Source organism: Candidatus Angelobacter sp., from assembly GCA_035607015.1.
Classification (GTDB): Bacteria; Verrucomicrobiota; Verrucomicrobiia; order Limisphaerales; family AV2; genus AV2.
This window is the reverse complement of record DATNDF010000230.1, coordinates 1-4517: the sequence shown is the minus strand read 5'-3', so window position 1 is coordinate 4517 and position 4517 is coordinate 1. Positions and strand designations below refer to the sequence as shown.

General features: G+C 61.4%; 3 protein-coding genes. All 3 read right to left on the bottom strand.

Annotated features, from left to right (window positions below):
- A partial coding sequence (locus tag VN887_09450) for an efflux RND transporter periplasmic adaptor subunit (protein ID HXT40236.1) occupies positions 1-800 on the bottom strand: 800 nt, incomplete at its 3' end.
- A gap of 116 nt (positions 801-916) precedes the next feature.
- Positions 917-4096 (bottom strand): efflux RND transporter permease subunit, encoded by a 3180-nt coding sequence (locus tag VN887_09445; GenBank protein HXT40235.1) that lies wholly within the window; start codon positions 4094-4096, stop codon positions 917-919.
- 105 nt (positions 4097-4201) lie between these two features.
- A partial coding sequence (locus tag VN887_09440; GenBank protein ID HXT40234.1) for a DUF1259 domain-containing protein occupies positions 4202-4517 on the bottom strand: 316 nt, incomplete at its 5' end.

Sequence of the window (4517 nt, the reverse complement as noted above, 5' to 3'; positions counted from 1 at the left end):
AACACCGAGTTTCTCGCTTTTTCAACGACCACGGCTTCGACGGGAAGCAGGAGCGCATTGTTCTTCAGTTCGACCGCGATTCTGGCCATCGCAAACATTCCCGGCCGTAATTCTCGTCGGGGATTGGAGATCTCGATTTCGCTCAACATGGTCTTCGTGGCATCATCAAGCGCCGCCGCATAGCGCGTGACGGTTCCCTCATAAACTCGTCCGGCGAGTTCCTCGACCGTTACCTTGACGGACAGGCCGTTTTTAATAAATGGAACCTCCGCTTCGGGGACGGCGACCTGGACTCGAACCTTGTCAAAATCCATCAAAGTGAGAAGCGCCGCGCTCTGGGCCGCGCTGCCCGAAGTCGCGGCCGGTATGAAGGCGCCCGGGTCCACCAATCGGCGGGTCACCACACCGGAAAATGGAGCGGTAATCCTGGCGAAACTCAGCAGCGTTTCCGCTCGTGTCAGGTTTGCCCTCGCAATGTCCAGTTTGCCTTTCGCGTTGTCCACCGTCTGGGGCACCACCAGGTCGGGCGCCTTCCTCTGCGCGTCGCTCACGCGCCGGAAATCAATTTCCGCAACTTCAACCTCGGCTTTGTATTTCGCCAGGTCAGCCAGCAATTCGGGCACTTCGATTTCTGCGAGGACAGCACCCTCTTTGACGTCGTCACCTTTGTCCACCGCGATGGATTTCAAATAGCCGCCGACTTTCGCGTAGAGCGTCGCCTGCTGGTAAGGCTTGATTTCACACGGCAAAGTGACAATCCGCGTGATTTGTCCCTTGCGCGGGTGAGTGACATGAACCATCAGCGGTTCCGGCGCTTCCGTCGGCCCGGCAGCGGAACCAGACCGACCGCACCCGCATAAAAAGCCGCACAGACAGGCGGCCAAAAGGATTCCGAGCCGTCGAACGATTTGCCTTCTCACAGGGTGATTCCTTTCTGCCATCCGGATGATGAATTGACCGCCGCCGCGCTCGCGTTCCGAGGATCATCGGGATCGAGTGACCCAGACCGGCGGCTGCTGCGCGCTTGAAGCAGGGCGAACATGGATGGCAACACCAGCAACGTAGCCAGCGTCGCCGCTGCAAGGCCGCCCACCACCGCGCGTCCCAGGGGCGCCGCTTGCTCTCCGCTTTCACCCAGACCGAGCGCCATCGGCAGCATTCCCGCGATCATTGCCAGGCTGGTCATGAGAATCGGGCGCAGCCGGCTTCGCGCTCCTTCAATTGCCGCCTCTTCGGACGTCGCTCCACCCAGGCGGCTGCGCTCGGCGAACGTGGCAAGCAGGATTGCATTTGCCACGGCCACTCCGACAGCCATGATGGCGCCCATGAACGATTGGACGTTGAGCGTCGTGCCGGTCAGCCAGAGCGTCAAGGCCACACCGGCGATCACCGCGGGCACGGCCGAAATCACGGCCAGGGCGAGGTTCAACGATTGAAAGTTCGCTGCCAACAACAGAAAAACAGCCACCACGGCGAGCAGCAGCCCGGTGCGGAGTCCTCCGAGCATTTGTTGCATCGGAACAATCTGTCCGCGTACCGAGACGTTGACTCGCGGAGGCGGGGCGCCCAGTTCATTGATGGTGCGCGTCACCGCCCTCGCTGCTGACCCAAGGTCGGCACCTTGGAGGTTCGCCGTCAATGTCACCAGACGTTGCATATTGTAGCGTTCATACTGGCCGATGGTGGTGCCGCCGCTCACCGCGGCGACGTTCCGCAGCAGAATGGCCTTTCCGTCACGGTAAGCGACCGGGACGTTTTTGATTTCGTCCAGTGAATTCATCCGGACCTGCGGGATCTGCACCTGAATCTGGTAAGCCACGCCGCTGTTCGGGTCGGCCCAGTAAACGGGCGTGGTGAACCGGCTCGACGAGGTGGCCGCGACCAATGAGCGCGACGCGTCGCCCATCTTCACGCCCATCAATCCGGCTCGCTCGCGGTTTAGCGCCACCTCGACCGTGGGATAATCCAGCGTCTGGCCGAATTGCAAGTCGCGCAGCGCAGGCAGCGCGGAAAGTTTTTCCCGGATCCGTTCCGCGAATTCCCGGTCAGCGCGCAGGTCCGGTCCGCTCACGGCGACTTCAATCGGAGTTGACGCGCCGAGGCTCATGACCCGGCTCACGATGTCGGCGGGCTCAAACGAGAACTGCACGCCGGGCAGCTGCGCGGCGAGCTTCCCGCGCAGCCGCTCCTTCAATTCCCCGCTGCGGACCGGTGCGTTGGGTTTCAACTGCACCTGCACCACGCCTTCCTCCGAGCCACCGTTCCAAAGATAAACAAGGTTGATGGGATAACTCGGCGCGTGTACCCCGACAAACCCGAGCGTGATCTCCACATTTTCCGGGCCGACCTCCTTTTTGATCAGGTCAAGCGCCCGGAGAGCGATGGCCTCCGTACCTTCCACACGTGTGCCGGCGGGCGCCCGAAGGCGCAGTTGAAGTTGTCCCGCCTCAACTTTCGGAAAGATTTCTGTGCCGAGCCTGGCGCCGATGAAAACGATCACGAGGGCAGCACCGGCCAGATAAGCCGTCACGACAGACCAGGGTCGCCGCACCGTCCGGCTCACAAACGCGGAGTAGCGCTTTTGGAACGTGACGAACGCGGGGCCTTCGGCTTGCGCAGCGTGGCTGCGCAGGATCCACACCGAGAGAATCGGAATCAACGTGCTCGAAAGGAGGTAGGAACCAAGCATGGAGAAACCGACAGCGAGAGAAAGCGGGACGAACAAAGCCCGGGCCGCGCCGACCATGAAGAACGACGGAACGAACACCGCCAGCACGCACAACATCGAAACCAGCAACGGCACCGCGACTTCTCCCCCCGAGTCAACCACCGCCCGCCCCACCGGCCTGCCGCGCGAAAGATGGGTGTGAATGTTTTCGACGACCACCGTTGACATGTCCACGAGGATGCCAACGGCCAGGGCCAGGCCACCGAGCGTCATGATGTTGACCGTCTGGTGAGTGATCCACAGCGCCGCCAGCGAACCGAGGAGTGAGAGGGGAATGTTGATCACAACCATCAGCGCGCTGCGCCAGTCGCGCAGAAACATCAGCACCATCAGGCCGGTCAGAATCGCCCCCAGCGCGCCTTCGAGCGTCAGCCCGTTGATGGCGCGGGTGACGTAAGGCGACTGATCGAACTCATAGCTCACTTTCACGTCGTCCGGCAAAACGCTTTGAAACTTTGGAATGTTTTTCTTGACCAGGTTCACGACCGAAAGCGTGGAAGCGTCGGCGCGCTTGGTGACCGGTATGTAAACGGTCCGCCGTCCGTTCACGAGGGCGTAACAGGTGACAATATCCGAGCCATCGATGACTTGAGCCACGTCGCGCACAAAGATGGCCGGATATGAGCCCGTCCGGATCGGAACGCGTTCGAGATCCTTGATGTTCTTCACGACGGAGTTCAGCGGCACCATCGGATACTTGTCGCCCAGTGCCATGTTACCGGAAGGACTGATCGTGTTGGCGGCGGCGATGGCGGCGACGACCTCGTCCGGCGACATGTTGCAGGCGCGCAGACGGTCGGGCTTCAGGTCCACGACAATGCTGCGGGCGCTGCCTCCGAAGGGCGGAGGCGCGGAAACACCGGGCAAGGTGGCGAACAACGGGCGCACGCGATTGAGCGCGAGATCCTGCATTTCGCCGACAGAGCGTGTCTCGCTGGAGAATACAAGATTGCCCACCGGAACACTGCCGGCGTCGAATCGCATGATGAAAGGCGGGACGGTGCCCGGCGGCATAAACGCGCGGGCGCGGTTGACATAGGCCACCGTTTCCGACATCGCCTGTGACATGTCGGTGCCGGAATAGAACTGCAGTTTGATGATCGAGGCACCCAGGATCGACTTTGATTCGACGTGTTCGATGCCAGTGATGTAAAGGAAGTGATATTCATAATAATACGTCAGGTAACCTTCCATTTGTGCCGGATCCATGCCGCCGTACGGCTGCGCGACGTAAATCGTGGGAATGCCGAGGCCCGGAAAAATGTCCCGCGGCATCTGGCGCAGCGCCAGAACCGACGCCAGCACGACGCCAACCACGATCACCACGACCGTGAACGGCCGCCGTAGAGCGGGTCGGACGAGATTCATTGATTTTTCCTGCCGGTGACTTCCGCCGCCAGTCGGGCGCCGGGCCCGAAATTCCGCGCCCCTGATACGTTTGGCAAACGCTGCCCGCGCGATCGCGCGGGCGATTCAAAGCCGCTGCAGGGAGAGCGCCGCCTTCAACGCTCGGCCGAGCTCGGTCGCCTTTCCCCGGCCCCAATAATGCAAAAAGAGGGTGCGCGGCGTCTCTCCGACCATGTGATGATGGATGGCCACGATGTTGATGCCGCCCCGGCGCAACGCCTTGAGGACGCCCTGCAATTCGTCTTCGTGCACGGCGAAATCGCCGTCCACGATCGCGTTGTCATCGACGCCGGCGAAGGCCGCCCAGGTGTTGACTCCCATTTCCTTGGTCACTTCGCAGCCGCAAGGCATTTTCGTCTTCCGGCCGATCACCACTTTGAAC

Coding starts and splice junctions, on each gene's coding strand:
- VN887_09445 (HXT40235.1), bottom strand. CDS start 4,096: ATGAATCTCGTCCGACCCGCTCTACGGCGGCCGTTCACGGTCGTGGTG.